Source organism: Chryseobacterium lathyri, from assembly GCF_003290185.1.
GTDB lineage: Bacteria > Bacteroidota > Bacteroidia > Flavobacteriales > Weeksellaceae > Chryseobacterium > Chryseobacterium lathyri.
Map to the genome: position 1 here is coordinate 306,956 of NZ_QNFY01000006.1, position 25,369 is coordinate 332,324.

Sequence of the window (25,369 nt, forward strand, 5' to 3'; positions counted from 1 at the left end):
CCTTTACATAAACCTATAAAAACTTGTAAAATTGAAATTTTACAGACTTACACTCGTCGCCTCGTGTCTTCTGACACTGGTGATGTTTCTTTTAGTGATCATCTTTGATTCACTGAAGGATATCTATTACCAGACACCTTTTTTTAAGATTGGCCTTTTTACCTGCCTCATCCTCATTTTTATGATCAATTATGTGGTCCTCGAGCTTCTTTTCAACTATTACGGGAAAAAGCAGGTTCGCGGTCTTTCACAAATGCTTCCGCAGGAAATTGTTCATGACAATAACGAGAATATTACCATTAAAGAACTGGGTGAGAGGTTTTCCGATCTTAACCAGCAGCAGATAACGGAAATCGATATGATGAAGGAAATGGAAAGCTACCGTAAAGAATATATCGGAAATGTTTCCCATGAGCTTAAAACACCGCTGTTTTCCATTCAGGGATATGTAGAGACCCTCAGAGACGGAGGTGTTGACAATCTTACCATCCGAGATAAATATCTGGAAAGGATAGATAAATCCGTAGAAAGGCTGATCGCAATCGTTACAGACCTGGATATGATCAACCGCCTTGAGGCAGGAGAGATCAGTATTACGGTATCAAGATTTGATGTTAACCTTCTGATCAAAGAAATTTTTGAGCTTCTTGAATTTGAAGCAGAAAAACATAATGCCACCCTGCAGATCCAGACCCTTCATCCACAGATTTTTGTAGATGCCGATAAGCAGAAAATTTCACAGGTTTTCATTAACCTGATTTCCAATGCCATTCATTATGCCAACAGGCAGGAAGCAAAAGTAGCTGTAAAAACCAGTGTTCTTAAAAATAAGGTACTGATTGAGGTGATCGACAACGGAATGGGAATTAAAGCTGAAGCTCTTCCGAGAATCTTTGAAAGATTTTACCGTGTCGAAACCAGCAGAAGTAGGAGAGAAGGTGGTTCCGGCCTTGGGCTGGCTATTGTAAAGCATATTCTGGAAGCCCATAACGAAAATATTACCGTAGAAAGTGTCTATCTTGAAGGCACTAAATTCAGTTTCATGCTTGAAAAAAGCAAATAATTCTGGTAAAATGTAAGAAAAAAAAATATTTTAAAAAATCCTGAAATATTTTTTTGTCACATGTCATTTATTATATATTTGCAACAGAGATTTATCATAATAATTAAGGCAAAAAAGTAATTTAAGAAACTGATATGGTTTACAAGATCCGCGTAATATTAGATGCGAAAGAGGATATTTTCCGTGATATTGAAGTAAAGGGAAAACAATCACTATGGAACTTACATTTGGGAATTAAAAGTGCGTTCAGTCTGCAAGGAGACGAACTTTCCACTTTTAATATGTTGGAAGACGACGGAACAATAATTAAAAGTGTTCCCCTGGAAGATATGAGTGACGATGGTGATGGCGAAATTATGTCGGACGTGTACATTGATGAAGCTTTTGGAAATGTAGGCGACAAAGCTCAGTTCCAGTATGGGCTTCTTGATCTTTGGGAACTGTATTGTGAGCTTGTAGAAATCATCGAAGAAACAAAAGGAGTTAATTATCCTATTACGGTATACAGATTTGGAAACGTTCCGTTAAAGGCACCAAGCAAAGGCGGAGGATCCAAGAAAAGATCAGCAATGCCATTGATGGATGATGATTTCAGTTTCGAGGATGACTTTGGAGGAAGTACAAATTTTGAAGATGAGGATGACGACAGTTTCGATGATGAAGAAGAAGAAAACTACGATGACGATGTTTTCGAAGAGGATGATGATAACGATGATGAAAGATAACATCTGAACAATATAAGGCCCCGGATTCTGTCCGGGGCTTTTTTATGTCAGCTGTTGCAGGTAAATTGTGAATTTTACTTCGCAAGTGAATCATGAATTTTAAGCGAGATTTTAAAAATATAAACAGCCTCTTATTCATCGTTCACTTTTTCAAACTTAAATTACTTTGCGAAGCAAAATTCACCATTGACTATTCACATTTTACCTTTCTCACTTCTTCACGTTCTCTGCTTCTAACAAAAAAACATTCCTTACTTTTGCTAAAAATAGATGAATGAAGAAATTAATTCTATTAGCAATAATTGGCCTGGGAATTATTTCCTGTGCCACTCAAAACACTCAAAACACTATGGATCTGCCGAAGGAATGGAAGCACACGACCAATATTTACGAAGTAAACCTAAGACAATATACACAGGAAGGCACATTTAAAGCATTTGAAAAAGAAATGCCACGTCTGAAAAAAATGGGAATCAAAATCCTGTGGTTCATGCCCATAACCCCCATTGCCCAGCAAAACAAAAAGGGAAGCCTTGGAAGTCAGTATGCAGCTTCAGATTACACGTCCATTAATCCCGAATTTGGAACCATGAATGATTTCAAACATATGGTGAACGAGGCCCATCGGTTGGGCTTTAAAGTTATCATAGATTGGGTGGCCAACCATACCGGCTGGGATCATGTCTGGACAAAAACACACCCGGAATTCTATCTGAAAGATCCTGATGGAAAATTTCATATTGCTTCAGGAATGGATGATATTATTGAGCTGGATTACAAAAACCAGGAAATGAGATTGGCGATGATAGATGCCATGAAATTCTGGGTAAAGGAAACGGGAATTGACGGTTTCAGATGCGATCTTGCCTCTTGGGTAGAAGTGGATTTTTGGCAGCAGGCACGCCCGGAAGTCGAAAAAATAAAGCCTCTTTTCTGGCTGGGAGAATTTGATGAAATCGAGAGCCCCGAATACGGAAAAGTATTTGATGCAAGCTATTCATGGAAATGGATGCATAAATCTGCAGACTATTATAAGAAAAATGAGCCTCTTCAGGAACTTAAAGATTTGTTGCAAAAATATTCCAATATCGGAGATGCTTCCATGAGAGCCTGGTTTACAGCCAATCATGATGAAAATTCCTGGAACGGAACAGAATACGAAAAGTATGGAACAATAACCAAACCTATGGCTGTATTCTCTGCAACATGGAATGGCATTCCCCTGTTATATTCAGGCCAGGAACTTCCCAATATGAAAAGGCTTGAATTTTTTGAAAAAGATGTCATCAAATGGACCAATACCTACCAGATGGCAGAATTTTATAAAACTTTGCTGGAACTGAAAGCCTCCAATCCTGCATTAAGAGGCGGAGATAGCAACGTATCTACCTATCTTTTAAATACCACAGCCAACGACAAAATTCTGGCTTACGTCAGAAAGAACGGAAAAGATGAAGTGTTGGTAGTCCTGAACATGTCAAAAGAACCTGTAAACTTTACCATTGAGGACCAGAATCTTTCAGGAGTTTTCCGTAATGTTTTTGACAAGACCAAAAGAGATTTTGACAGCGGGAAAGATTTCACATTCAAAGTTTCAGACTATGCAGTTTTTGAAAAATAAATCAGAAATTAAACATTAAAAATCAGAAATATTTATATTCCTTTTATTTTTAAAAGAATATTAATCTTCTAAAATATTCAATAGGGGCGGGCTTTAGCCCGCTTATTTTATGCATATTTGCAACCGGTTTTAGCCAAAATTTACACGAAACTTCATGATATGAACAAACAGGAATTATTAAACATCATAAAAGCAAAGCTTACAGAAAAAATACAATCTTTTGAAAACCTGATTGCAGAAACCCGCGCTTCTAATAATGATACCAAAAGTTCCATGGGCGACAAATATGAAACAGGCCGCGAAATGCTTCAGCAGGAAATCAATAACCTTCAGCGGCAGCTTAATGAATCTTTAAATCAGCAATCTGTGATTCAAAAAATATCAGTTGAACCTTCAGATAAAGCTCAGATCGGAGCTTTGGTCAAAACAGATAAAGGTTTGTTTTATGTTGCCGTATCTGTGGGCGAAATTACTTCTGAAAAACAAAAAGTGATGACAGTTTCTGTAGAATCACCCCTTGTGAAAGCCATGTCAGGGAAAAAAGAGGGGGAGACTTTTGCCATTAATAGCATGGTCCAGACTATTCAGCATATCTGGTAGAATTATTCTGTTTGAATTTTGAAGGTAAAATTTACTTCTTTTGATTGAAGATCAAAGACTCTAATAAACAAAGCATTCATGGAAATGGATGCTTTTTTATGATCCATGATACCCGTAAATCGTTTAAATTTTTCTAAATTTGAACCATAAAAAGCACTCTCAAAATGCAGAACTACCTGGAACTTTTACAGCATATTTTAGACAATGGAACAGACAAGACGGACAGAACGGGAACCGGAACCAGAAGTGTTTTCGGGTACCAGCTGAGATACGATCTGTCAAAAGGCTTTCCGATGGTGACTACAAAAAAAGTACACCTGAAATCTATTATTTATGAATTGCTTTGGTTTTTGAATGGCGATACTAATGTCAAATATCTCAACGACAATGGAGTGAGCATCTGGGACGAATGGGCTGATGAAAACGGTGACCTGGGACCTGTTTACGGCGCACAGTGGAGAAGCTGGCAGGGAGCCGATGGAAAAATAGTAGATCAGATCACTGAAGTAATAGACCAGATCAAAAAGAATCCCGATTCAAGAAGACTGATCGTTTCCGCTTGGAATGCCGCTGAAATACCCAATATGGCCCTGGCGCCATGTCACGCTTTGTTCCAGTTTTATGTAGCAGATGGAAGACTGTCACTGCAGTTATATCAGAGAAGCGCTGATGTATTTCTTGGAGTACCGTTTAATATTGCAAGCTATGCCTTGTTGCTGATGATGGTGGCTCAGGTTTGCGATCTGGAAGTAGGAGATTATATTCATAGTTTCGGAGATGTTCATATTTATAACAATCATTTTGAACAGGTCAATAAGCAGCTTTCCAGAGAACCTAGACCACTTCCGGTTATGAAGCTGAATCCTGAGATAAAAGATATTTTCAGTTTTAATTTTGAAGATTTTACCCTGGAAAATTATGATCCGCATCCGGGAATCAAAGCTCCTGTGGCAATTTAATTAATCGTATGAAATATAAAAGTGAAGCAAGGTCTTCACTTTTTTTATCTCAAAAAAAAGACAGTTTGTGCAAAGATGAACATAAGATGATGTCACAACTGAGAAATCTTGATTTCTTCTGAAGACTATAGATAACTTTCCGGTACGTACTGTTGTAACAGAATCCTTAATTTTACTACTGATTGGAAAATTAATAATATGATTCTGAAAAAACTGTTTTTTGTGGCGACAGCAAGTATTTCATGTATGGCATTTTCTCAAAGTGCAAACAAACAGAAATTAATGGATTATCTTGATTCACTTTCTGTTCATCATAAAGTCATGGGAAGTTTTGCTATTGCAGAAAACGGACAATCTACTTTTCTGAAAACTACAGGATTCTCCGATGTTGCAAAACAGCAGAAAGCCAATATAAATACCCAATACCGAATAGGTTCCATTTCAAAAACATTTACCGGAGTACTTGTGATGAAGGCTGTTGAAGAAAAAAAGCTATTCCTCGATGCTAAACTTTCCACCTGGTATCCGGAAATAGAAAATGCAGATAAAATTACCCTCGAAAATCTTTTACAGCACCGAAGCGGAATTCATAATCTAACGGATGAACAGGAGTACTGGAGCTATAATACAACAGCTCAGACAGAACAATCCCTGGTGTCAATCATCAAAAAATACAAAAGCGATTTTTCTCCGGGAACAAAATATGAATACAGCAATTCAAATTATATTCTGCTGGGCTTTATACTGGAAAAGGTCTATAAAAAAACTTATGCACAGTTGCTTAAGGCTAAAATTACAAATCCTCTGAAGTTAACACTGACGGAAGTGGGCGGAAAGATTGATCCTTCCAAAAACCAGGCGCTTTCCTATACCTACTCCGGTGGAAGTTATCAGCCGTGGCAGGAAACAGATATGAGCATTCCTGTTGGTGCAGGAAATATCATTTCTACCCCTACAGAACTTCTGAAGTTTATCATGGCTCTGGAAAACGGAAAGCTCATCAATAAAACCAGCCTTTCCCGGATGAAAAATTTTATCGACGGCTATGGCTATGGAATTGCACAGGTACCTTTTGAAAAATATTCGGGGTATGGACATAACGGGGGAATTGATCAGTTCCGATCAGTACTGTATTATTTTCCTGAGCTGAAAGTAGCAGTGAGTGCCATCACCAATCAATCAGACTATGATAATAACGATATTTCGATCAAAATGATCCAGACAGCTATTGGAAAAGATTTTAAAATGCCTAATTTTAAAGAAGTTTCTGTAGCAGCTGAAATTCTGAAAAAATATGAAGGGCTTTACAAGACAGAAGGCTTTCCATTGGATATAAAAATATTTCAGCAAGAAGGAAAGCTGATGGGGCAGGCTACAGGACAGGGCGCATTTCCACTGGAAGCAGTCTCTGAAAGCGAGTTTAAGTTTGAAATGGCAGGCATTAAAATGAAGTTCAATGCTGAGAAAGCAACTATGGACTTCTCACAAGGAGCCAATAATTTTACCTTTAAGAAACAATAAAATGAAATATTTAAAAATCAATACAGAAGACAATGCAGACCTTGCAGCACTTCAAAATGCAGTTCTACAACTGAAAGGTGTAGCTTCGGCAGAGATCGTTGATGATGAAAACCCCGAAAGTGAACTGAAAAAAGCTTTTGCCAAAACCAAGGAACAGCTCAAAAAAGGAGACTACGAGACCTTAGTTAATGATATTTTTGATATAATAACAAAAAATAATTCTAAAAAATAATACAGTAATACATGAAAAAGGCGATTTTGTCCATTGCTATACTCGGAATTTTCTTTTCCACGAACGTATCAGCACAGACCGAAACTTCAGGAAGGGAAAAGGCTTACAGAGCCACACACACAAAAGTAACGGAACTTAAACATACCAAGCTTAAAGTCAATTTTGATTATCAGAAAGAACAGATGGGAGGGGAAGAATGGCTGACAGCCTCTCCGTATTTCTACCCTTCCAATGAGTTGACACTTGATGCAAAAGGAATGCTGATTCATGAAGTAGCTCTTGACAACAACGGAAAAAGATCACCTCTGAAATATGAATATAAAGATGACATCCTGAAAATCAATCTGGACAAAACCTATCAGAAAAATCAGGAATATACGGTGTACATCAAATATACCGCACGACCTAATGAAGTAAAACAGAAAGGAAGTATGGCCATCAATGATGCCAAAGGTCTTTATTTCGTCAATGCACAGGGACAGGATCCGGATATGCCTACACAAATCTGGACACAAGGGGAAACAGAATCTTCTTCTGCATGGTTCCCAACCATCGATAAACCGAATCAGAAGACTACCCAGGAGATCTATATGACCGTTCCTGATAAATATGTAACGCTTTCCAACGGAATTCTAAAAGATTCACAGAAAGAAGGAAATAATTTAAGAACAGACCATTGGGTAATGGATAAAAGACATGCCACTTATCTGTTCTTCATGGGCGTAGGAGAATATGCCATCGTTAAAGATAAATGGAAAAATATTCCGGTAGATTATTATATCGAAAAAGAATACGAACCTTATGCTAAACAGATCTATGGAAATACTCCGGAAATGATCGAGTTTTTCTCCAAAAAGATGGGTTATGATTATCCTTGGGCAAAATATGCACAGATCTCAGGAAGAGACTATGTGAGTGGTGCCATGGAAAATACAACAGCAACCCTACATGGAAGCGATATCCTTCAGAAGCCGGGGCAGCTGATCGATGAAAACAAATGGGAAGATACCATTGCCCATGAATTATTTCACCATTGGTTCGGGGATCTTGTGACGGCAGAAAGCTGGAGCAACCTTACCGTAAACGAATCTTTCGCGAATTATTCCGAATACCTTTGGAATGAATATAAATATGGAAAAGACCAGGCAGACTACCACCAGATGACCGATGTGAATATGTATATCCACAATCCTGCTGATTTCAAGAAAAACCTCGTGAGATTCAATTACGATTCCCGTGAAGATGTTTTTGATCTTGTGACCTATCAGAAAGGAGGTGGAATTCTTCACATGCTGAGAAATTATCTTGGTGATGATGCTTTCTTTGCCGGAATGAACGACTATCTGAAAACCAATGAGTACCAGAATGCAGAAGCACACCAATTAAGACTTTCCTTTGAAAAAGTTTCAGGGAAAGACCTGAATTGGTTCTTCAATCAATGGTATTTCGGAAGCGGAAATCCAAAGATCAATTACTCATTTACTTTCGAACCGGTAAAAAAACAGGTAGCCGTAACGATCAACCAGACCCAGGAGCAGCCATTCGAGTTTCCTCTTGCTATTGATGTGTATGACAACGGAAAGCCGAAAAGATATAACGTATGGGTAAATGCTGAAGCGAAGAATACATTTAATTTTGATGTTTCCAAAACTCCTGATCTTGTGAACATCAACGCAGACGGAATTTTACTGGCAGATATCACAGACACCAAAACTCCGGAGCAGAACCTGTTGCAGTTCACCAACTCCAAAGAATTTAAGAGCAGATATAAAGCTTTATCCGCTATAAAAGATCAGGTAGGCAAAAACCCTGCTGCTACAAAATTACTGGCTGCTGCAATAAAAGATCCGTATTTCAGAACAAGAATCAAAGCTCTTCAATTGGTGGATCTTTCAAATCCTGAACAGATGAAGGCTTTGGGGGCAGATGTTGAGAAATTAGCTTCCAACGACCCGAAAACATTAGTTCAGGCTGCTGCCATTTCTGCATTAGCTAAAACTAAGGATAAAAAATATCTTCCAATTTTTGAAAAAGGAGTAAACGCTGTCTCCAATGCTGTAAAAGGAACTTCATTAAGCGCTGTTGTAGCTATTGACCCGTCAAAAGCTAATACACTGGCGGATAAAATTGACCTTGAAGGGGCTTCAGACGAATTATTGAGCCAGTTGCTTCCGGTGATTGTAAAGAATAAAGTAACTTCACAGATGTCCAATATCACTCCGCTTGTAGCCTTTTATCCATTTATTAAGTTCCAGAATCCGGAATTGGGTAAATCTGCAGAAGAAGGATATAACTGGATTATGAACTCAGATAATCTGAAAGCTACTGAGAACATTACCAAAATAATCAGCCATGCAAAAGGTGAAATGGGAGATAATCCTCAGGTAAAAATGATGATTTCCCAGATGCTGAAAGACGGTTTAAGTAAAAAAATGGAACTGTTGAGACAGAATCCTCAGAATGCTGCAAGCATCAACAAACAGATTGATGCCATCAATAAAGCGATTGAAGATTTTAAATAAACAGATCATTAAAATTGACAAGAATATAAAACCGCTGTATCGAACAGCGGTTTTTTTATGATTTTTGTATTTAAAAGACAAATTATGCCTTAGAAATGAGGGCTTATTCAAACATCATTTTATAAATTCGTATAAAAATTAAGAATAAAATGACTTTTGGAATTGAGGCTGCGGGCTATTATGTGCCGTCTTTGTACTTAGAAATCAAAGACCTGGCGGAGAAAAGAGGAATTGAACCTGCAAAACTGGAAAAAGGATTAGGACTGCATAAAATGGGATTTCCTGATGTTCATGAAGATGCCGCTACCTTTGCAGCAGAAGCTTTGTTGAAACTGATCAGAGATCATAATCTCAATCCTAAAGATATAGCCAGGATTTATCTGGGAACTGAAAGTGCCCTGGATGCTGCAAAACCTACGGCTTCCTACGCCATGCAGATGATAGAGAAAGTTCTGGAAAAAGAATTTGGCGAAAGATGTTTCAGGAACTGCGATGTGGTGGATATGACTTTCGCCTGTATCGGAGCGGTAGATGCCCTTCATAATTCCCTTGACTTTGTAAGGGTGAATCCCGATAAAAAAGCAGTAGTTATTGCCAGCGATTATGCCAAATACGAGCTGGCTTCTTCTGGTGAATATACCCAGGGAGGAGGTGCAGTGGCCCTGCTTGTTTCATCAAAACCGGATCTTCTGGAGATTGAAAATAACTGGGGAGTAGCTGCCGAAGGCGTTTTTGATTTCTTTAAGCCCAGAAGAGCCTACAGTAAAAAAGATCTGAATTCAGCTCCGGAAACTTACCCGGATAAAATTGAGATCTTTACGGATGAGCCTGTTTTTGATGGGCAGTATTCAAACCAATGCTATCAGGACAGGATCAGGGAAGCTTACCAGCATTATAAAGAAATTACAGGAAAAGATAAGCCTTATGAGGCCTGGAAATATCTTATTTTCCATCTTCCGTATGCTTTCCACGGAAAAAGAGTCTTCACAGAAATTTATAGCCTGGAAAAGGGACTTCCTTATGAAACTTCTGACGAGCAGAAAACGGTTGCGAAATCTGAAGACTATCTCAATTTTATCAGTGAAAAGATCGAAAGGTCTCAGCGGGCCTCCTCAGAAATAGGGAATATGTATACAGCTTCCATCTTTATGGCATTCCTTTCTGCAATACAGGTCGCTTTTGACAAAGGAGAAGAGCTGGCAGGTGAAGAAATAGGCTTTTTAGCATATGGCAGCGGTTCGAAATCTAAAGTTTTTGCCGGAAGAATCTCCAAAAACTGGAAGGCAGCTGTTTCAAAATGGAACTTATTTGAAAATTTAAAAAACAGAACTGCTGTTGATTTTGTAACTTATGAAAAGCTTCATAGAAAACAGCTTCAGACTTCCGTTAATAAAGATTATAAAGGTTTTGGACTGACCTCAGTAGAAACTGATAATCCTGTTTTGAAAGGAGCCAGATATTATCATTATAAGGATTAAAATTTGCCTATATGTGGTGATAAATTATTCTGATATTCTTGAAAAAATAGTTAAATTTGCTCACTTTATTGAGCTCTTTAGGTTTAATAGGAGTAGTTAATAATTTTTAAACACAATATTTTATGAAAAAAACATTATCAGTTCTTGGTCTGGTTATCTGTGGACTACTATTCTCTCAAGATATCGCATTCAGTAAATTATATGGTCATGGGGATCCTGTAAATTTTTATTTAGGGAGTTATCCCGTGACAGGTTCTTCTGGCTTAGATATTAATTGGTATGGCGGGATAAGGCTTCGGACCTCTACAGGAGTAGGTCTTCAATTATTAGAAAATGGGAATATTGGAATTGGGACTTCAACTCCTCAGGCTAAATTCGATGTTAATTTTGGAAACGAACAAAAAGGGATTAGATTCTTTCAGCCTTCCACAACGCAAAACCCTATTAATACATTGGTTTCTTCTCTTATGTTTACATGGTATAATAATCATGCAGATATGGGAATTATCAGAGGGGATACGGATAATATTATTGGGCTTGGATTTAGATTTAATGGTGACGAAAAAGTAAGGTTTACGCCAAATGGGAATGTGGGAATAGGTACTTCAAGTCCAGTTTCTAAATTAGATTTAGGAACTAATTACTCTGATCCGTCAACTTTTCCTAATAAGATTACACTTTGGTCAGGAGGTTCAAATAATTACTTTGGTTTTGGAATAAGCACTGCAAGTTTAGATTATTTTTCCCAGGGGCAGCACCGTTTTTTTGTTGGATATAACGGGTCTCCAGGAATTGAGGTTCTTACTTTAAAAGCTAACGGAAATGCAGCCCTTCAAGGGAAATTAGAAGCGAAAGAAGTAAAAGTAACACTTACGCCGACTGCTGACTTCGTATTTGAAAAAGACTATGATCTTCCGAAATTAGAAGATGTTGAAAAGCATATTAAAGAAAATAAGCATTTGCCGGAAATAGCTTCTGCTAAAGTTATGGAGCAGGAGGGTGTAAATGTTGGTGAATTTCAGATCAAACTTTTACAAAAGATAGAGGAGCTTACCCTTTATTCCATAGAGCAGAATAAGCAAATCAAAAAACTCCAGGAAGAAAATCAAACTTTAAAATCTCAATCCGAAAAAATTAATAAATTGGAAAAGCAGTTAGAGCAGATTTTAGAGAAACAATAAATGATTTAGAAAATAAAAAAGAGCAGAAGAATCTGCTCTTTTTGGTTTATTCAAAAAATACTTTTTCATTTTGATAACTTTTCGGTGTAACACCTACCAGATGCTTGAAAACTCTAGTAAAATAATTTGTATCCGAGAATCCTGTCTGATAGGCGGTTTCCTTAATGCTGTTCTGCCCAGCGAGTAACTCCTTTGCTCTGTTGATCCTTTCCTGCAGGATAAAATCGTTGGGAGAAGTTCCCAGCTCATCTTTGAACATTTTAAAGAAATTGGACTTGCTTACATAAGCCAATTTTGCCATACTGTCGATAGATAGCTTCTGATGCAGGTTTTTACGGATATAATCAACGGCAAAACCTATCCTGGATTTATTTTTAGCAATATTTTTTTCAACCATGCTTCTGGCTTGCGTCTGCATAAGCCTGATCAAAAGTTCTTTCAAAGCAAAATCTGCCATGATATCCTTCTGGGAATTGTCGTCCATTGCAATCCTCATGATATTGTTGGTAGCAGACGCTAAGGATTTGTTATTAAACAGGAAAAATTCATCCAGCTTGATATTCCATTGGGAAGTTTCATCCACTTTGGGAAGACTGTAATTTAAATAATTAAGCGAATTCTCTATAAATTCAGGATTAAGACTTAAAGAAATACATTGGGTAGGAGATTCGTCTGCCTCAGGAAAATCAATGACCATGGTTTCACCGGGTGCAACGAGAATGCTTTCACCGGGAAAATAATCAAAATAATTTGTTTTATTATCCAGCTTCATATGCTTTTTGCCCCTTAGCATTGCTGTAAATGCGATGTTTTCAAAGTGAAGTTTCACACCGAAAGCTGTTTTGTGGGTTTCATAAATGTTAAATTCACAGTTGTTTAGATTGAATTTTGTCTGGTTTTCAACAAGGTTCAATAACTGGCTCTCCTTCTTTAATTCAGGAGTATTTAATAAAAATTTATTATTGTTATTCATTTCTAAACATTTTGTAAGACCCAATTACTCAAATATATAAATTTTAGTCCTAGACTGTTGTTAATAAAATTATAAAATTAACCATCTGCACTATTGTGATATTTTTTTACACGATTGTGCTATCACTTTTTCATCTGGAAATGTAATTTGGTATTACGAAAAAAATAAAATTACATTAATATGAGCACTATGACAGAACCGAAATCAGAAACCGCTTTTCAGTGGCCTGAATTCAAAAACAAATATGATAATTACATTGATGGTAAATTTACACCTCCGGTAAACGGACAGTATTTCAATGTAGTTTCTCCGGTGAATGGTAAAAACTTTACCCAAGTAGCACACTCTTCCAAAGAAGATTTGGAGCTGGCCGTAAATGCCGCAGACAAAGCGTTCCAAACCTGGAAAAACACTTCATCTACAGAAAGAAGCGTTATATTAAACAAAATTGCAGACAGGATCGAGCAGAACCTTGAATACCTTGCCATTGTTGAAACCATCGACAACGGGAAAGCGGTAAGAGAAACGCTGGCTGCCGATTTACCTCTTGCCATAGACCATTTCAGATATTTTGCTTCCGTGATCCGTGCAGACGAAGGTTCTCACAACGAACTGGATAAGGACACTGTTTCGTTGATCGTTCACGAACCGTTGGGAGTAATTGCCCAGATCATCCCTTGGAATTTCCCAATATTGATGGCCGTATGGAAATTGGCCCCGGCTTTAGCTGCAGGGAACTGTGTTGTATTAAAGCCCGCTGAAAGTACTCCGGTTTCCATCTTGGTTTTAATGGAAATTATAGGCGATTTGCTGCCTGCAGGTGTTATTAATATTGTCAACGGTTTCGGAGCGGAGCTGGGAAGAGCCTTAGTGACTAATCCTAAAGTTTCAAAAGCAGCATTCACAGGTTCTACAGCTACAGGACGTCTTGTCATGCAGTATGCTACAGAAAATATTATTCCGGTAACCCTTGAGCTAGGCGGAAAATCTCCAAACGTTTTCTTCAGTTCCGTAATGGATGCTGATGATGAATTTTTGGATAAAGCAATTGAGGGAGCTGTTCTTTTTGCCCTTAATCAGGGAGAGATTTGTACCTGTCCTTCAAGACTGTTGGTACAGGAAGATATTGCAGACGCATTCATTGCAAAAGTAATCGAAAGAGTAAAAGCGATCAAAGTAGGAAATCCGCTTGATAAAACCGTGATGATGGGTGCCCAGGCTTCCCAGATCCAGAAAGATAAAATATTGTCTTACATTCAGTTAGGAAAAGAAGAAGGAGCTGAGGTTCTTGTAGGTGGTGACGTAAACAATGTAGGAGAAAACTTAGAAGATGGATTCTATATCCAGCCTACCATTTTCAAAGGAAACAACAGGATGAGAATCTTCCAGGAAGAGATCTTTGGTCCTGTGCTGGCATTTACGACTTTCAAAGATGAAGAAGAAGCTGTGAAAATCGCCAATGATACCATCTATGGTCTTGGAGCAGGAGTTTGGACAAGAGATGCACACCAGCTGTACAATGTTCCGCGCCAGATCCAGGCAGGAAGAGTTTGGGTGAATCAGTATCATTCCTATCCTGCAGGAGCGCCTTTTGGAGGGTATAAGCAGTCGGGAATCGGTAGAGAAAATCATAAAATGATGCTTGACCACTACCGTCAGACCAAAAATATGCTGATCTCCTACAACAAAAACAAATTAGGTTTCTTTTAATTTTTAAATATTAGGGCGTGCCCGTTTGCCCCGGCAGAGCCGGGGCAAAACGGTCGGGCTTTTCCAGGGCTTCACTTCGTTTCGGTGCTCCATTTCATTCCGCACCGGCTCGTTCCTCGCCGCCCTTCCAATCCCTCACGCGAAAACTTAGCCATTATTTTGGAATTACAGTTTGCATTTTAATACATAATAAAATCAGAGATCTGAGGTAAAGCAGAGGACCATATGCTGATGATAATTTTTACGATTTGACATGTAAAATTGTTCAAAATGACAGCAGTATACAATTGTATCATAGATAAAATCTTTGTGTCTTAAAACAGCATGAGATAAAAACTTTTGCGCCTTTGCGATTAAAAAATATATTAAGAGAAAGAGTTCATCAATTAATCTTTCGTACCTTAATAGAAACAACTCGTTTAAAAAGAAAGAAATGGAAGCGACAATATCCAGATTATCAGCAACAGAAAAAGCGCTTGATGTTATTTATCAACTGGAAGATAAATACGGCCCCCTGATGTTTTATCAGGCCGGCGGATGCTGTGAAGGCACTCAGCCACAATGCTTTGAGAAAGGCGGATTTTTTCCGAGAATGAATGATGCTATGATAGGAACCATCAACGGTCATGAATTCTGGATAGACCGCGATTTATTTGAATATTGGAAATATTCCCACTTTACACTGGATGTCACAGATGGATTCGGTCCGGGAGGTTTTTCTCTGGAAACTCCTTTAGGCAAGACATTCAAAGTCCAGTACAGACTTTTCACCAAAGAAGAATATGAACATCTGGAACCAGTAAAACGTAGCGAATAGAATATTGACTATCAACTGACCTTTGAAACAATCGGCTAGAGAAGACATATCAGATCAACTTAATCACTCAGAAAATAATTATTTAAACTATCGCAGATCAAGAGGATTTATAAGTATAGATTTGAACCAATCGTATAAATATGTATTATATCTGCTCTTTATTCTTTTCTCTTTGTTCTTTATTCTTTTTCTCTTTATCCCATCAGACCTTGACAAACCGGTTCACAAACATAGCAGCGACTATATCTCCCACAGCATTAAGAACCGTAGCTAAAGGATCCACCAGCGTCCCAATAATCATCACAGCCGGAATAGCTTCCTGTGGCAGTTTATAAACCGAAATCATCAGCATTTCACCGATATACCCGCCGTTCGGAATTCCACCGGCTACAATGCTTACAAAAACAGTGATTCCTAGTGCCAGCAATAAATTTGCAGGGTCAAAAAAGTCTTTCCCAATGATCAGAAAAGCAACATATATCTTGATAATGGATGACATGGAAGATCCGTTCTTATGCAATGTGGTTCCAATTGGAATAACCAGGTTGGCAATGGAATTCGGAATACCTATTTTCGAGGCAGCCTGAAGATTCGCCGGCATGGTCGCAAAACTGCTGCAGGTACTCAGAGCAGTTAGAGTAGGGTAGACTGCATTTGTCCAGAAACTTTTGATCCCCTTTTGCCCGTTCGCCATAAAAGCATACAGAGAAAAAAAGACAAAGAAATAAACGATTCCTGCAATATAATAAAGTCCTAAAGGTTTAGCATAAAAGCCAAAAAGCTGAGGCCCCAAAGTGGCTACCTGATAGGCAAAATAAGCTCCAAGACCAATAGGCGCAAGCTTCATGATCAATAAAAGAAGCTCTTTCATTACCTCATATCCGGAAGCGATAAAAACCCTGAATGGCTGTCCTTTTTCTCCGGCCTTGCGGGCTGCAAATCCGGTCATAAAAGCAAAAATAAGAAGAGCCAGCATATTTTGTCTTGAAAAAAGCTGGGTAAATTCTCCAACAGTAAAAAAGCTTACGATCCTGTTTCCCCAACTGTCTTCACTAACCGTTTCAGAAATGATTTCAGAACTGCCGGAAATCCCGGAAACTGGAAATACATAAACGACACAAATCGTAAAAATGGCTGCTGTCAAAATAAAAAACAGAAAAGTAAAAGACATTACTAAAATAATTCTTCCAAATTTAGACTGCTGTTCCAGCGACGCAATAGAATTGGAAACAGCGAAGAATACCAACGGTACTACACTCACAAAAAGGAGGTTCAGAAAGATATCTCCCAAAGGTTTAACATATTCCACAATATTGGGAGCAGTAATACCTATAATGCTTCCTGCAACAATTCCTAAGAGTAAAAGTATAATTCCCGAGTAGTTGTTCAGTACCTCTTTCATTCAATGCTTTTTATCAAAGATAGGTTTATTTTTAACACTCTCTTATATAATTTTCAGGCTTAAATTTCATAAATTTGAGTAAATATCGTTTCTATGGCTTATATAGATTACTATAAAATTTTAGGCGTAGATAAAAGCGCAACACAGGATGACATTAAAAAAGCTTACCGTAAACTGGCGAGAAAGCTTCATCCTGATCTCAATCCGGGTGACAAAGAAGCTGAAAAGAAATTCAAAGAACTGAATGAAGCCAATGAAGTTCTCAGTAATCCTGAAAACCGTACCAAATATGATAAGTATGGGGAAAACTGGAAACACGGGGAAGAGTATGAAAAAGCTCAGCAACAGCAACGACAGTATCAGCAGCAGAACTATGGCGACGGTGGATTTTCCGGTGCTGATTTCGGTGAGGGAGAAGATTTTTCAGATTTTTTCCAAAGTATGTTTGGTGGTGCCGGTGGTGGTTTTGGAAGAAGCTCAAGGGGAAGTTCTTCAGGAAAATTCAAGGGACAGGATGTTCATGCTGAATTAAATTTAAGTTTAAAAGATGCTGCCCAGACTCATCCGCAGACTTTTGATATCAACGGTAAAAAAGTAAGAATTACGATTCCGGCGGGGGTATATGACGGACAGCAGATCAAACTGAAAGGGCACGGAAACCCGGGTTTTAATGGTGGTCCAAACGGAGACCTGTATATTACTTTCAATATCCCCGTAGATCCTAATTTTGAAAGAATAGGAGATGATCTGAAAACCAAGGTTTCAATAGATCTGTATACCGCTGTTTTAGGAGGCGACGTAAAAGTGACTACACTCGACGGAAGCGTTAACCTTAAAGTGAAGCCGGAAACACAGAACGGAACAACGGTAAGGCTGAAGGGAAAAGGTTTTCCGGTGTATAAGAAAGAAGGGCAGGCCGGAGATCTTTTTGTGACGTATGAGGTGAAGCTGCCGACCCATCTGACAGACAAGCAGAAAGAACTTTTTGAACAACTTAAAAATTCCTAAGCCATGAATGAAAGAATATCACGGGAAGAACTCGTAAAAATATACAATATAGAGATCACTTTTTTTGATGAATTGGTAGACGAGGGTTTACTGCATGTAGAAACAGAGAATGATGTCCGGTATTTACTGTATGAAGACCTGCCTGTTTTTGAAAGGTTTACCAACTGGCATTATGATCTGGAAATTAATCTTCCCGGTCTGGAAGTTATTCATGATATGCTTCGGAAAATGGAAGATTTGAAGAGAAAAAATCGTGATTTACTGAATAAACTTTCTGCAATAAGTGACCAATATGAAGATATTTGATTTAGTTTTGTAATCTTTAAAAACAAATTAAATATTTCTGAGAAATGAATGGAGAGAAAATCATTAAATTAAATGTAAACAGAAAGGATTTCGAGGAAATTTATTTCAGCGGTAACCAGGGAAGTTTGTTTTTTTCACAGACTACCAAAGGAAAAACCGTTACTACGGCAGTTGTAGGATTAATTCTGTTAATTCTGTTTTGTTTTAAAGATGATTTAAGCAAAGAAAAGTTTGGGATTCTATATTTCGTGAGCTTTTTGTTCCTGCTTTGTACGGTTTATCTTTCTTTAAGCATCAACAAGGTTTCCCGGTGGAAAAAAGAGGTTAACCGTTATCTGAAATCTCTGGAAGATTCTGAAATCTATGAGATCCGTTTTAATGATGATATTTTTAACGTTAATCTTAATCATCAGGAAGAGCTAAGCAAGTGGGAAGATTTCAAAGTATATGATATAAATAATTCATTTATTGCATTGGAAGGAAAATATAATTACATGTTTCCCGAAAAATCAATGAGTAAAGGAGATTACAGTAGCTTAAAACAAACTATAAAGAAAAATATCAAACAATAAAAAAAATCAGAGCAAAACGCTCTGATTTTTTATTTATATAAAGGTAAATTTACCTTCTTCGTTTTTGATTAATCCAACCAGCCCATTTCCTTCATCCACTCGTCATTGTAGACTTTTCCTACATATCTTGAACCGTGGTCGTGAAGAAGAACAACAATTACATCATCTTTAGTGAACTGGTCTTTCATCTGGATCAGAGAAGCAATTGCACTTCCTGCAGAATATCCACAGAAAATTCCTTCTTCCTTAGCCAGTTTTCTCGCATAGATGGCACCGTCCTTATCCGTTACTTTTTCAAAATGATCAATAACAGACATATCGTAATTCTCAGGAATAATATCTTCCCCGATTCCTTCTGTGATATACGTATAGGCATGATCATAATGAAGCTCACCCGTCTCGTGGAATTCTTTCAGAATAGAACCATATGTATCGACACCAATTACTTTGATGTTCGGATTTTTCTCTTTGAAAAATGTTCCGCAACCTGTAACAGTACCTCCTGTTCCGGCACCTGCTACAAAATGTGTAAGCTTCCCGTCTGTCTGTTCCCAGATTTCAGGAGCAGTGGATTCATAATGAGCAGCTCTGTTCGATAAATTATCGTATTGATTCACGTACCATCCGTTTTCTGTTTCTTTTGCCAGTCTTTTGGAAACTGAATAATAAGAACGCGGATCTGTAGGCTTCACATCCGTAGGGCATACAATCACTTCTGCTCCTACAGCACGAAGGATGTCGCATTTCTCTTTTGACTGTTTGGAATTGGTTACAAAAATACATTTGTAGCCTTTGATGATGGCAGCAAGAGCCAGCCCCATTCCCGTATTTCCGGAAGTTCCTTCAATAATGGTTCCTCCAGGTTTTAATCTGCCGTCTTTTTCGGCATCTTCTATCATTTTAAGGGCCATTCTGTCCTTTACAGAATTCCCAGGATTGAATGTCTCTACTTTTGCTAAAACCAGAGCAGGAAAATCTTCTCCCAATACTTTATTAAGTTTCACAAGAGGGGTGTTTCCTATCGTTTCAAGAATGTTTTTTGCGTATTTCATAAATGTTTTATAAGCGGTACAAAGATAAGGCTTTAAAAATTAGCCGTGTGATTTATGTGAATGGTGAATTGTTAATAATGAATTTTTACTCAGGTCGTTGAAATGGGGTAATTGCATTCTGTTCATTAATAATTGTAATTGTATAAAGTGAATGGTGAATCGCAAATGGTGAATTTTTTTAATAAATAGAATTGATCACTGTTTTGTCATTGACAATGGACTCCTTCACATTTCACTTTTAATTATACTTAATTGCCTTCACCGGAGATATCTTGCTGATCAGGTAACTCGGAACGATCAAAGCTAGCCCGGAAATAAGCAAAATTCCTAGTGAAATAGATATAATGGCAACAGGATTAAGATCTACCGGAACCGTACTTACATAATAGTTCTCAGGATTAAGTTTAATGATGCCGAAGAATTTCTGAATCAGAATCAAACCCAGACCTATGGCATTACCATACAGAAGCCCCGGGATCATGATGATCAGTGTATAATTGATGAACGTAGCTCTTATCTGTGAATTGCTTGCCCCCAGCGTTTTTAGAAGGCCGATAGAATTAGTTCTTTCAATGATCAGAATTAAAAGAACCATAATAATGTTAATAACAACCACAATTAGCATAATGATGATAATCAGGGCAATATTGGTGTCGAAAATACTGATCCAGTCATTGATCTGCGGAAATTTTTCCGTTGCTTTTTCAGCATAGTTTTTATAGCCGATCAGTTTTTCAATTTCCGGAAAATCTTTGTCGATGTCATTTACATTTTTAAAGAATATATCAAGACCACCTATTTCATCAGGCTTCATTTCCTGAATTTTTCTTACATGATTGATTCCCCCGATGACGAATTGCTCGTCAATCATTTTAATATCAGTTTTATAAATTCCTATCACCCTGAATTTACGGTAGATCGGCTTTTGATCGGCTTTTGAAAATACGGTAACAATGCTGTCATTTACTTTTAGGTGAAGATCATTAGCAATCTTCTGTGAAATAGTTACATCATTGTTAAAGCCATTCTCTGTTACTTTAGGAGTAGTACCGGCAACCAGGAATTTTTTGAACCTCAGACTGTCAAAATCCTTTCCAATTCCTTTAAATATAATGCCTGAAAAATTATGCTCATTACGCATAATTCCCGTTACTGTTGCATACTTCTGAACACTTTCTACATCCGGAAGATTTTTAATTTTCTGAATGTTCAGTCCCTGATTGTCAAGAACAGAGGTATTGTAAGAAGAATTAGATCTTGTAGACCGTACTGTAATGTGTCCGCTGAAATCTGCCAGCCTCTCTTTGATGGCTTTCTTTGAGCCGAAGCCCGTAGATACGGTAATCAAAGAAACAATGATCCCCAAAGCTACAGAAAGCCTGCCGATGAAGATGATAACTCTTGAAAGGTTATTTTTGTTATCTTTGGAAAACGCTATTTTTCTAGAGAAATATAAAGGAAATTTCAAGCTTATGAATTTAGATTTCAAAATTAAAAATTTACTTCTTATTTGCCTAATTTTTTTAGGTGTATTCAACCAATATTATTCTCAGGTTCAAGATCAGCCGGATTTCAAAACCGGAGCAGATCAATCTGAGCTTTATCTTCCTCTGCTGAAAAATAAAACCATCGGAGTGGTCACCAACCAGACCGGACTGATGAGTGATAAAAACCATGTCGTAGATTTTCTGGTAAAAAATAATATCAAGATTAAGGCGATTTTCGCTCCTGAACATGGTTTCAGAGGAGATGCAGATGCAGGCGAAAAAGTAAAGAACGGAGTGGATACCAAAACAGGAATTCCGATTATTTCTTTATATGGAAACAACAAAAAGCCAAAACCGGAGCAGTTAAAAGGAATTGATATTGTTGTTTTTGATATCCAGGACGTTGGTGTCAGGTTCTATACCTATATTTCAACTTTAGCCTATCTGATGGAAGCTGGAGCCGAAAATAATGTAGAAATAATGGTGCTGGACCGTCCGAACCCACATGATGGTTATACAGACGGACCTGTTTTGAAAAAAAAATGGTCAAGTTTTGTAGGAATGCATGAAGTTCCTGTAGTCTATGGATTAACGATAGGAGAGTACGGGAAAATGGTGAATGGCGAAAAGTGGCTGAAAAATGGAGTTCAGGCAAAATATACCCTGATCCCTATGAAAAATTACCATAAAAATAAACGTTACCCGATTTTAGATAAGCCTTCCCCGAATCTGCCTAATGATAAATCTATCAATCTATATCCGAGCTTATGTTTTTTTGAGGGAACTCAGGTTTCTGTAGGAAGAGGTACTGATCTGCCATTTCAGGTCTATGGTTCTCCATGGACGCAGGGATTTCCTTATCAGTTTACGCCAAAACCTAATTTTGGAGCAAAAGATCCTTTTCTAAATGGAAAATTGTGTTACGGTGAAGATCTTTCAGCCTATCCGAAAGATCTTAGAGAACTAAATCTTGAATGGCTGATTAAATCTTATAAAGGCTATAAGAATCCAAAGCAGAACTTCTTCCTGGAGAATTTGTTCTTCGATAAGCTGGCCGGAACAGATGAATTCAGAAAACAGATCGTAGCCGGAAAATCAATTCAGGAAATCAAAGCTTCATGGAAAAGTGATCTGGAGAAATTCGAAAAGATCCGCCGTAAGTATATTGTTTACAAAGACTGAGTTTAAAAGTCAATTGTGAATTTGGCTTTGCCTTGTCAATTGTGAACCTATAGATCATAAAATTTACTGGCAAAGCCAAATTCACAATTGACCATTCACTTTGATATCAATCAAAATTCTGTGGAGGGTTTTTATCGTTCTTACCTTTATTTAGGATGAAAAGCCCAAGTGATAATCCTATAACTCCGGCAAAAGCTGTCATCAATGCTCTTTCCAACTTGTCGGGCAGGTCATTTCCGATATAATTCATTAAAAAAAGGATCACAAAAGTGATCACTGAAATAATAATATGATTTTTTCCGAACAGTTTCATGCTGTTATTTTAGTTTATAAGAAATCATGACACCTCCTCTGTAGGGAAGGATTTCTCCGCTTTTATTAAATTTTTTGGCTGATTCATACCGCTGTCCGGTGGTACGGTCATATCCCTTGTAGAAATCTGTAGATGAGCCAATAGTTGCATATACATCAATATTCCATCGGTCAGATACTTTAAATTGATATCCTCCGGTAACGCCAACTAAAAATGAAATTCCTTTTTGATATAGATTAGATTTAACAAATACTTCATTTTGGTCATTTATATAGGCAACATCCTTCCAATAATTCCATTTTTGAAGTACAAATGCTGAGGTTGCAATATTAGCTCCTACATACCAATGGCTAAATGCTTCATTGAAATAATATCTTCCTTCCAGAGAAACAGAATAATACTGAAATTCATGTCCTGCAAAAGACTTCCAGGGAGATACCAGAACGTCGCCCTGCATCGTAAACTTTGACGTCAGTTGCTTTTCCAGACCAATATTGATGAGTCCAATTGGAGCCAGAAGTGCATTTCCTTTGATATATAGACTTTTTTCCTGTTCTTGTTCCTGGGCTGTCAACATTGCAGCAGACAGAAGTGTGATAGATGCGGTAAGAAATTTGTGTTTTAGCATTTATTTTATTTGTTTCAATAATTCTTCTGCGAGTTTGGAGTCTTTATTGGTCTGAACGGCCATATGTTTAGACATTTCTGCGTAGCTTTTGGCCATTTCTTTATTCCCTGTAAGAAAATAAAGCTTGGCAAGAATGTAAGTGTTTTCCGATGTTTCGCCACGCATTACAGATTTTTCTGCCCATTCCGAGGCTTTCTTTAGTGATGCTGGATTTTTGATGTGATCACTAAATACCCACGCTGCTCTCAGCAGTTCATTAGGCTCAAATGCATCGGAGTTTTTATAATATTCCAAAGCTGCTTTTTCGAATTCAGGGAAATTGGCATTCTGCTCATAATAGCTGAGTTTCGTCTGGTTCAGTTTGGATTGTGCGAGCTGTTTTCCTACTAACGGTTCAGCCGTTTTCATGAAATATTCGTCGTTGATCCTTTTATTTTTATCATCAATAGATTGTTCTACAATTTTTGAAAGCTTCAGCTGATTGTCAAATTCATTGTAAGTTTCTTCCGGCAGATATTTAATAATTTCAGCCTTTCTTGATGTAAACGTACTATAGTTACTGTCTTCCGTTGACTTTACAAAAAATAACAGGAAACCTATTTCCTCTTTAGAAATTTCTTCTGTTTTCTTTTTGTTTTCAAAATACCGTTCGGAAGCTTTTTTAGCAAAATCGTAATCTGAGGAGGAGTTCAGTTTCATAATGTTGATCAGGAATTCCGGGTCTTTCTCTCCATTGGCAAAACGTTCTTTTAAAGAACCTTTTTTATTACCTGCAGAATTAATATCCTGAGCCATGGCCACAAACATGCTTTGCTCCATATAACCGGAATTCTGAGAAACCAGCTCACCTTCACCATTCAGGAAAAGATAAGTAGGATAGGAGCGTACACCATATTTGGCGGCAATTTCCCTTCCTTCACCTTTTTCCATATCGAATCTGGCATTGACGAAGTTGGTATTGAAATAATCTCCTACAGGCTTCTGGGTAAATACATTTTTCTCCATCATCTTGCACGGTCCACACCAGGAAGCATAAGCATCGATGAAAACAAGTTTCTTTTCCTTTTTTGCCTTTGCTATAATGTCTTTGAAAGGTAGTTCCTGGAACTGTATGGCTTCCTGAGCCAGTATAACAACAGAGCAGAAAACAAATACCCCGGAGATGATCTTCTTCATTTTCAAATTAGATTTGTAGGCGAAGATAGTTATTTTCCAAAAAATAGAGGATGAATTTGACTTAGTATGCTCTATATTAACGAACTTTAAGACTGTTACAGGCCTTAAATAAAATGATTGGTTTAACCTGTAATTACTTTCAAAATTATGAACTTGTTATTAAAGCTTCTTTACTAAACTAAGATTTGTAATTTTCTTGGATAAATAGTTATGGAATATGATCAGTAATTTCCAATGATTATTATCTGTCGTCCTAATTTTTGAGATTGAATTATTTTTAATAATTAGTTAAATAAATTAGGAACCAACAGCCTATGTCGATCCATATAAGTTTAATGCGAAGGAATTAGACAGCGAAACAGATCTTTACTATTATGGAGCCAGATACAATGAAATAAAAGAAAATTTTGATAAGATGCTAAAAATTAAAATAAAATGGATTCTTTCTTAATAAAAAGTGTTTTTAGATTACAAACTAGAAATAAATTAATTGTTACAGGAAATGTTAAATCTGATTCTGAACTAGAGAATTACAAAATAAATACAATAGTATTAAAAGATTTAATGATACCTATAAATATAGTTAATGAAACTGTTATAGAGAATCAATCATATTTAGCTCTTACTTTTGATATGAATTATATTGATGAAGATTTATTATTTGAAATAATGAAACTTAAACAAGGGCAAGTAATTGAAATTGGATAGGATTAATCCAACTAAAATTGTATTGTATGCTTAAGGAATAATCAAGGTGGGGTTTTTATCTTCGACTGTTTATGACAGGAGGAGCATTGTTTAATAAAAACAATTTAAAAATGATAATTATTAAATTATATAT

At 37.3% G+C, this 25,369-nt stretch carries 24 protein-coding genes; 17 read left to right on the forward strand and 7 right to left on the reverse strand.

What is annotated here, in order from left to right; genetic code table 11:
* Positions 1 to 31: 31 nt before the first annotated feature.
* From DRF61_RS10830 to DRF61_RS22905, 10 genes are all read left to right on the forward strand, one after another.
* Positions 32 to 1,063: a sensor histidine kinase gene (locus DRF61_RS10830; protein WP_111956847.1), complete on the forward strand. Its 1,032-nt coding sequence runs from the start codon at positions 32 to 34 to the stop codon at positions 1,061 to 1,063.
* 134 nt (positions 1,064 to 1,197) lie between these two features.
* Complete coding sequence (locus tag DRF61_RS10835; protein WP_111956848.1) at positions 1,198 to 1,788, forward strand: IS1096 element passenger TnpR family protein; 591 nt, start codon at positions 1,198 to 1,200, stop codon at positions 1,786 to 1,788.
* Positions 1,789 to 2,062: 274 nt separating this feature from the next.
* Positions 2,063 to 3,409: an alpha-amylase family glycosyl hydrolase gene (locus DRF61_RS10840; protein WP_111956849.1), complete on the forward strand. Its 1,347-nt coding sequence runs from the start codon at positions 2,063 to 2,065 to the stop codon at positions 3,407 to 3,409.
* Between the two features lie 159 nt (positions 3,410 to 3,568).
* Positions 3,569 to 4,009 carry a hypothetical protein gene (locus tag DRF61_RS10845; RefSeq protein ID WP_111956850.1) on the forward strand — a complete coding sequence of 147 codons (441 nt, stop codon included), beginning with the start codon at positions 3,569 to 3,571 and terminating at the stop codon, positions 4,007 to 4,009.
* 164 nt (positions 4,010 to 4,173) lie between these two features.
* Complete coding sequence (locus DRF61_RS10850; RefSeq protein WP_111956851.1) at positions 4,174 to 4,968, forward strand: thymidylate synthase; 795 nt, start codon at positions 4,174 to 4,176, stop codon at positions 4,966 to 4,968.
* A 198-nt stretch (positions 4,969 to 5,166) separates the two neighbouring features.
* The gene (locus tag DRF61_RS10855) at positions 5,167 to 6,489 is read left to right on the forward strand and encodes a serine hydrolase domain-containing protein (RefSeq protein ID WP_228452630.1); all 1,323 of its coding nucleotides are present in this window, start codon (positions 5,167 to 5,169) and stop codon (positions 6,487 to 6,489) included.
* 1 nt (position 6,490) lies between these two features.
* Positions 6,491 to 6,721, forward strand: a complete 231-nt coding sequence (locus DRF61_RS10860) for a hypothetical protein (RefSeq protein ID WP_111956852.1) — start codon at positions 6,491 to 6,493, stop codon at positions 6,719 to 6,721.
* Between the two features lie 11 nt (positions 6,722 to 6,732).
* Positions 6,733 to 9,243, forward strand: a complete 2,511-nt coding sequence (locus tag DRF61_RS10865; protein WP_111956854.1) for a M1 family metallopeptidase — start codon at positions 6,733 to 6,735, stop codon at positions 9,241 to 9,243.
* Positions 9,244 to 9,392: 149 nt separating this feature from the next.
* Positions 9,393 to 10,721 (forward strand): hydroxymethylglutaryl-CoA synthase family protein, encoded by a 1,329-nt coding sequence (locus DRF61_RS10870; protein WP_111956856.1) that lies wholly within the window; start codon positions 9,393 to 9,395, stop codon positions 10,719 to 10,721.
* Positions 10,722 to 10,843: 122 nt separating this feature from the next.
* Positions 10,844 to 11,902: a hypothetical protein gene (locus tag DRF61_RS22905; RefSeq protein WP_228452629.1), complete on the forward strand. Its 1,059-nt coding sequence runs from the start codon at positions 10,844 to 10,846 to the stop codon at positions 11,900 to 11,902.
* A gap of 46 nt (positions 11,903 to 11,948) precedes the next feature.
* Here the strand turns inward: DRF61_RS22905 and DRF61_RS10880 are convergent, their stop codons facing one another.
* Positions 11,949 to 12,875, reverse strand: a complete 927-nt coding sequence (locus DRF61_RS10880; RefSeq protein WP_111956858.1) for a helix-turn-helix domain-containing protein — start codon at positions 12,873 to 12,875, stop codon at positions 11,949 to 11,951.
* 180 nt (positions 12,876 to 13,055) lie between these two features.
* Between DRF61_RS10880 and DRF61_RS10885 the strand changes: the two genes are divergently transcribed.
* Positions 13,056 to 14,585, forward strand: a complete 1,530-nt coding sequence (locus DRF61_RS10885; protein ID WP_111956860.1) for an aldehyde dehydrogenase family protein — start codon at positions 13,056 to 13,058, stop codon at positions 14,583 to 14,585.
* A gap of 433 nt (positions 14,586 to 15,018) precedes the next feature.
* Positions 15,019 to 15,402 carry a DUF779 domain-containing protein gene (locus tag DRF61_RS10890; RefSeq protein ID WP_111956862.1) on the forward strand — a complete coding sequence of 128 codons (384 nt, stop codon included), beginning with the start codon at positions 15,019 to 15,021 and terminating at the stop codon, positions 15,400 to 15,402.
* A 202-nt stretch (positions 15,403 to 15,604) separates the two neighbouring features.
* Here DRF61_RS10890 and DRF61_RS10895 read toward each other — a convergent pair whose 3' ends face one another.
* Complete coding sequence (locus DRF61_RS10895) at positions 15,605 to 16,804, reverse strand: dicarboxylate/amino acid:cation symporter (RefSeq protein ID WP_111956864.1); 1,200 nt, start codon at positions 16,802 to 16,804, stop codon at positions 15,605 to 15,607.
* A gap of 93 nt (positions 16,805 to 16,897) precedes the next feature.
* Here DRF61_RS10895 and DRF61_RS10900 point away from each other — a divergent pair, with 93 nt between their 5' ends.
* From DRF61_RS10900 to DRF61_RS10910, 3 genes are read left to right on the forward strand one after another with little or no spacing between them, the layout of a single operon-like run.
* Positions 16,898 to 17,812: a DnaJ C-terminal domain-containing protein gene (locus tag DRF61_RS10900; RefSeq protein WP_111956866.1), complete on the forward strand. Its 915-nt coding sequence runs from the start codon at positions 16,898 to 16,900 to the stop codon at positions 17,810 to 17,812.
* A 3-nt stretch (positions 17,813 to 17,815) separates the two neighbouring features.
* Positions 17,816 to 18,118, forward strand: a complete 303-nt coding sequence (locus DRF61_RS10905) for a chaperone modulator CbpM (protein WP_111956868.1) — start codon at positions 17,816 to 17,818, stop codon at positions 18,116 to 18,118.
* Between the two features lie 44 nt (positions 18,119 to 18,162).
* A complete protein-coding gene (locus DRF61_RS10910) occupies positions 18,163 to 18,690 on the forward strand; it encodes a hypothetical protein (RefSeq protein ID WP_111956870.1) in 528 nt (175 codons plus the stop codon).
* A 68-nt stretch (positions 18,691 to 18,758) separates the two neighbouring features.
* Here DRF61_RS10910 and DRF61_RS10915 read toward each other — a convergent pair whose 3' ends face one another.
* Entirely contained in the window at positions 18,759 to 19,742 is a 984-nt protein-coding gene (locus tag DRF61_RS10915) for a PLP-dependent cysteine synthase family protein (protein WP_111956872.1), read from the reverse strand.
* Positions 19,743 to 19,980: 238 nt separating this feature from the next.
* Positions 19,981 to 21,210 (reverse strand): ABC transporter permease, encoded by a 1,230-nt coding sequence (locus DRF61_RS10920; RefSeq protein WP_111956874.1) that lies wholly within the window; start codon positions 21,208 to 21,210, stop codon positions 19,981 to 19,983.
* Positions 21,211 to 21,214: 4 nt separating this feature from the next.
* Between DRF61_RS10920 and DRF61_RS10925 the strand changes: the two genes are divergently transcribed.
* On the forward strand, positions 21,215 to 22,411 hold the full coding sequence (locus tag DRF61_RS10925) for an exo-beta-N-acetylmuramidase NamZ family protein (protein WP_111956920.1): 1,197 nt from the start codon (positions 21,215 to 21,217) through the stop codon (positions 22,409 to 22,411).
* A 106-nt stretch (positions 22,412 to 22,517) separates the two neighbouring features.
* On the opposite strand, the gene DRF61_RS10930 is transcribed toward DRF61_RS10925, so the two are convergent.
* The 3 genes from DRF61_RS10930 to DRF61_RS10940 are packed head-to-tail and all read right to left on the reverse strand — an operon-like array spanning position 22,518 to position 24,528.
* Positions 22,518 to 22,724: a hypothetical protein gene (locus DRF61_RS10930; protein WP_072921985.1), complete on the reverse strand. Its 207-nt coding sequence runs from the start codon at positions 22,722 to 22,724 to the stop codon at positions 22,518 to 22,520.
* A gap of 4 nt (positions 22,725 to 22,728) precedes the next feature.
* Positions 22,729 to 23,352 carry a DUF3575 domain-containing protein gene (locus tag DRF61_RS10935; protein WP_111956876.1) on the reverse strand — a complete coding sequence of 208 codons (624 nt, stop codon included), beginning with the start codon at positions 23,350 to 23,352 and terminating at the stop codon, positions 22,729 to 22,731.
* The gene (locus tag DRF61_RS10940; protein ID WP_111956878.1) at positions 23,353 to 24,528 is read right to left on the reverse strand and encodes a thioredoxin family protein; all 1,176 of its coding nucleotides are present in this window, start codon (positions 24,526 to 24,528) and stop codon (positions 23,353 to 23,355) included.
* 435 nt (positions 24,529 to 24,963) lie between these two features.
* Here DRF61_RS10940 and DRF61_RS10945 point away from each other — a divergent pair, with 435 nt between their 5' ends.
* On the forward strand, positions 24,964 to 25,236 hold the full coding sequence (locus tag DRF61_RS10945; protein ID WP_111956880.1) for a hypothetical protein: 273 nt from the start codon (positions 24,964 to 24,966) through the stop codon (positions 25,234 to 25,236).
* Positions 25,237 to 25,369 lie beyond the last annotated feature (133 nt).

Bases quoted from the DNA above. Each gene is read 5' to 3' on its own strand.
- DRF61_RS10860 (WP_111956852.1), top strand. From the start codon at position 6,491: ATGAAATATTTAAAAATCAATACAGAAGACAATGCAGACCTTGCAGCA.
- DRF61_RS10935 (WP_111956876.1), bottom strand. From the start codon at position 23,352: ATGCTAAAACACAAATTTCTTACCGCATCTATCACACTTCTGTCTGCT.
- DRF61_RS22905 (WP_228452629.1), top strand. From the start codon at position 10,844: ATGAAAAAAACATTATCAGTTCTTGGTCTGGTTATCTGTGGACTACTA.
- DRF61_RS10940 (WP_111956878.1), bottom strand. From the start codon at position 24,528: ATGAAGAAGATCATCTCCGGGGTATTTGTTTTCTGCTCTGTTGTTATA.
- DRF61_RS10835 (WP_111956848.1), top strand. From the start codon at position 1,198: ATGGTTTACAAGATCCGCGTAATATTAGATGCGAAAGAGGATATTTTC.
- DRF61_RS10855 (WP_228452630.1), top strand. From the start codon at position 5,167: ATGATTCTGAAAAAACTGTTTTTTGTGGCGACAGCAAGTATTTCATGT.
- DRF61_RS10880 (WP_111956858.1), bottom strand. From the start codon at position 12,875: ATGAATAACAATAATAAATTTTTATTAAATACTCCTGAATTAAAGAAG.
- DRF61_RS10900 (WP_111956866.1), top strand. From the start codon at position 16,898: ATGGCTTATATAGATTACTATAAAATTTTAGGCGTAGATAAAAGCGCA.
- DRF61_RS10930 (WP_072921985.1), bottom strand. From the start codon at position 22,724: ATGAAACTGTTCGGAAAAAATCATATTATTATTTCAGTGATCACTTTT.
- DRF61_RS10890 (WP_111956862.1), top strand. From the start codon at position 15,019: ATGGAAGCGACAATATCCAGATTATCAGCAACAGAAAAAGCGCTTGAT.
- DRF61_RS10885 (WP_111956860.1), top strand. From the start codon at position 13,056: ATGAGCACTATGACAGAACCGAAATCAGAAACCGCTTTTCAGTGGCCT.
- DRF61_RS10870 (WP_111956856.1), top strand. From the start codon at position 9,393: ATGACTTTTGGAATTGAGGCTGCGGGCTATTATGTGCCGTCTTTGTAC.
- DRF61_RS10895 (WP_111956864.1), bottom strand. From the start codon at position 16,804: ATGAAAGAGGTACTGAACAACTACTCGGGAATTATACTTTTACTCTTA.
- DRF61_RS10905 (WP_111956868.1), top strand. From the start codon at position 17,816: ATGAATGAAAGAATATCACGGGAAGAACTCGTAAAAATATACAATATA.
- DRF61_RS10915 (WP_111956872.1), bottom strand. From the start codon at position 19,742: ATGAAATACGCAAAAAACATTCTTGAAACGATAGGAAACACCCCTCTT.
- DRF61_RS10845 (WP_111956850.1), top strand. From the start codon at position 3,569: ATGAACAAACAGGAATTATTAAACATCATAAAAGCAAAGCTTACAGAA.
- DRF61_RS10925 (WP_111956920.1), top strand. From the start codon at position 21,215: ATGAATTTAGATTTCAAAATTAAAAATTTACTTCTTATTTGCCTAATT.
- DRF61_RS10840 (WP_111956849.1), top strand. From the start codon at position 2,063: ATGAAGAAATTAATTCTATTAGCAATAATTGGCCTGGGAATTATTTCC.
- DRF61_RS10945 (WP_111956880.1), top strand. From the start codon at position 24,964: ATGGATTCTTTCTTAATAAAAAGTGTTTTTAGATTACAAACTAGAAAT.
- DRF61_RS10910 (WP_111956870.1), top strand. From the start codon at position 18,163: ATGAATGGAGAGAAAATCATTAAATTAAATGTAAACAGAAAGGATTTC.
- DRF61_RS10850 (WP_111956851.1), top strand. From the start codon at position 4,174: ATGCAGAACTACCTGGAACTTTTACAGCATATTTTAGACAATGGAACA.
- DRF61_RS10865 (WP_111956854.1), top strand. From the start codon at position 6,733: ATGAAAAAGGCGATTTTGTCCATTGCTATACTCGGAATTTTCTTTTCC.